Below are 2869 nucleotides of genomic sequence, written 5' to 3' on the forward strand. Positions count from 1 at the left end.
GCTATAGAAGTGTTACCACAGTTATCTGTTCCTAACCATATTCTTATTAATTCGTAGTTGTTTGGACAATCACCATCTACACGCTCTTCTTTTAAGAACTCTACCTTTACATCCATATCACAGTTATCTGTTGCACTTGCGCCTGATACTGATCCTACTTCTGGTACTTCTGGTACTTCATCACACTCTACTGTCTCATCTGCTGGTGCTGTTACTACTGGATCTGTTGTATCTACTACTGTGATAGTCTGTGACTCAAATGTCTCATTACCACAGCTGTCTACTGCTTTCCATGTACGTGTTAATGTATAACTGTCTGCACAATCGCCATCTGTTCTTTCGAATCCTTCGTAAGTAACTACTGGCTGCTCATCACAGTTATCCATGGCACTTGCCATTCCTGGCTCTGGTACTTCACTACACTCTACATCATCCATATCTGCTGGAACCGTTAATTGTGGTCCAACTGTATCTTGTACTGTGATCGTTTGTGATTCTGTTGTTGAGTTACCACAGTTATCTGTTGCTATCCATGTACGCGTTAACGTATAGTTATATGGACAGTTTCCATCTGTTCGCTTCTCGTCTACGAAATCTATTTTAACGTCTTCATCACAGTTATCCATAGCACTTGCTGCTTCTGTATCTAATACTGGTACTGCATCACACTCTACTGTAACATCTCCTGGTACTGTAAGTACTGGATCTGTTGTATCCTGTACTGTGATCATTTGACTTTGTATGTCTTCGTTTCCACAGTTGTCTGTTGCTCTCCAGATTCTTATAAGTGTATAGTTATCTGCACAATTACCATCCTCACGCTTCTCATCGATGAACTCGATAAGTACGTCTTCGTCACAGTTATCCATGGCACTTGCTGCACCTTCATCTAACGCTGGTACTGCATCACACTCTACTGTTACATTTGCTGGTACTGTTAATACTGGATCTGTTGTATCTTGTACTGTGATCGTTTGTGACAACGTGGTACTGTTTTCACAGTTATCTGTTGCTGTCCATGTACGTGTTAATGTATAGTTATCTGCACAATCGCCATCTGTTCTTACTTCGCCATTATATACAATCGTTACATCATCATCACAATTATCCATAGCACTTGCTGCATCTGCATCTTCTGCTGGTACTGCATCACACTCTACTGTAGCATCTGCTGGCACTACTAATTCTGGATCTTTGTTATCGATAACCGTTACTGTACGGTCTGCTGTGATTACATAACCACATTCGTCCTCGAACGAATATGTGATTACAAACTCTCCACAGTCTCCTTGGAATGGCTCAAATAAACCTTCTGCTTCTCCATTGATAGCACAAGCTCCGTCTTCTACACCATTACTATACCCTAAGCTTGGTGCTTCAAAACCTTCTACTTGCTCACATGTAATCTCTAGTGGTGTAGCTTCTTCAAACTCTGCCTTCGGTGCTGGTGTTACTGTAATGGTCTGAGACATTGATACACTGTTAAAACAGTTATCTTCTGCTGTCCATGTACGAACTACTACGCCACCTTCACAAGCTAATCCTAAACCTGATAAATCTTCTTCATAAACCACTTTTGGCTTAGACGCACAGTTATCTGTTGCTGTTACTAATGGTAATTCTGGTAACTCATCGATACAATCTACTGTAGTATCGGCTGGTACGCCTGATAATTCTGGATCTTCTGTATCGCCTCCTGTATACTCTATAATAATATCATCTGCAGTGTTTCCACAATCATCCTCTATCTTATAAATATAAGTAGCTTTCCACTTACAATCTGTTCCTTTTGAACTTGCTATCTTTGTAACGTTTTCTGCTGTAATATCACTACAGTTATCTAAAAACAATGCAGCTATCTCTGCTTCTGTTGGGCCTTGTGACTTATCTGCAAAACACAAATTAAGACCACTCTCTCCTGTTGGAACTACAGCCTTCTTATCTAATTCTGGTGCTTCATCATCACCTCCTGAATATTCTACTTTTACATCGCCTAAATAAACATTATTACAAACATCTCTTACATCGTATGTGTAAATAGCACTCCACTCACAGTCGTCACCTTCTGGAGCGCCTGACTTGGTTACGACTACACTACCACAGTTGTCTGAAAATAATAATGCTATCTCTGCTGCTGATGGACCTGCTGGTGCATCTGCAAAACATGCATTCATTCCCATATTACCTGATGGAATATCGCCTTCCAATTCTGGAGCCGATTGATCTCTTCCTATAAAAATCTCTTTATAGGTAAAGCTATTGTCTCCACAAGTTACATTGTAACTGTAGATAACTTGCCATCCACAATCTGGATTCTCATCATCACTGGCTTGGAAAGCTTCACTAACCGTATAGGTTAACTCGGATCCTGCACAGTCACCTGAGAAAATAAATTCTAAATCCTCCTGAGATAGGGTTGGATCTGGTCGATCTTCTGCACACAAATTTAGCTCTACGCTTCGTTGTGTCATCGTGGATTGACCGAACACAAAGCTGCTTCCAAACACAAAAAGCATCAATAGGCTCATTGCCCAGACGCTTCTCATTTTTTGTAAACCTTGCTCTATGTTGCAACACGATAAATTACTTACAGATTGCCAAAATCTTGACTTACCTGTAAATTGGGTAAAATTGCTCATAAACATAACATTTGGTTTTAATTAAAATTATCTTAACATATTTATTTATTATCCTTTTAACTCATTCTTGCTTTTTAAAACAAAAACAAATCAATACCAGTTTAAACTAATAACTTAGCCTAAAATGATCCGCTATTTCGTAACAACCATAAGGCCATTACTAACCAATAAATGTGCTAATAATCAATTGTTGTGCTATTAAACAATCTTTAATCGAAATGTGTCTTTGA

At 39.2% G+C, this 2869-nt stretch carries 1 pseudogene; it reads right to left on the minus strand.

From position 1 onward, the window contains the following. Positions 1–2639 (minus strand): annotated as a pseudogene (locus RM697_RS13640) (hypothetical protein); the annotation flags it as partial. Positions 2640–2869: the final 230 nt, after the last annotated feature.

Source organism: Microcosmobacter mediterraneus (genome assembly GCF_031846265.1).
Classification (GTDB): Bacteria; Bacteroidota; Bacteroidia; order Flavobacteriales; family Flavobacteriaceae; genus Microcosmobacter; species Microcosmobacter mediterraneus.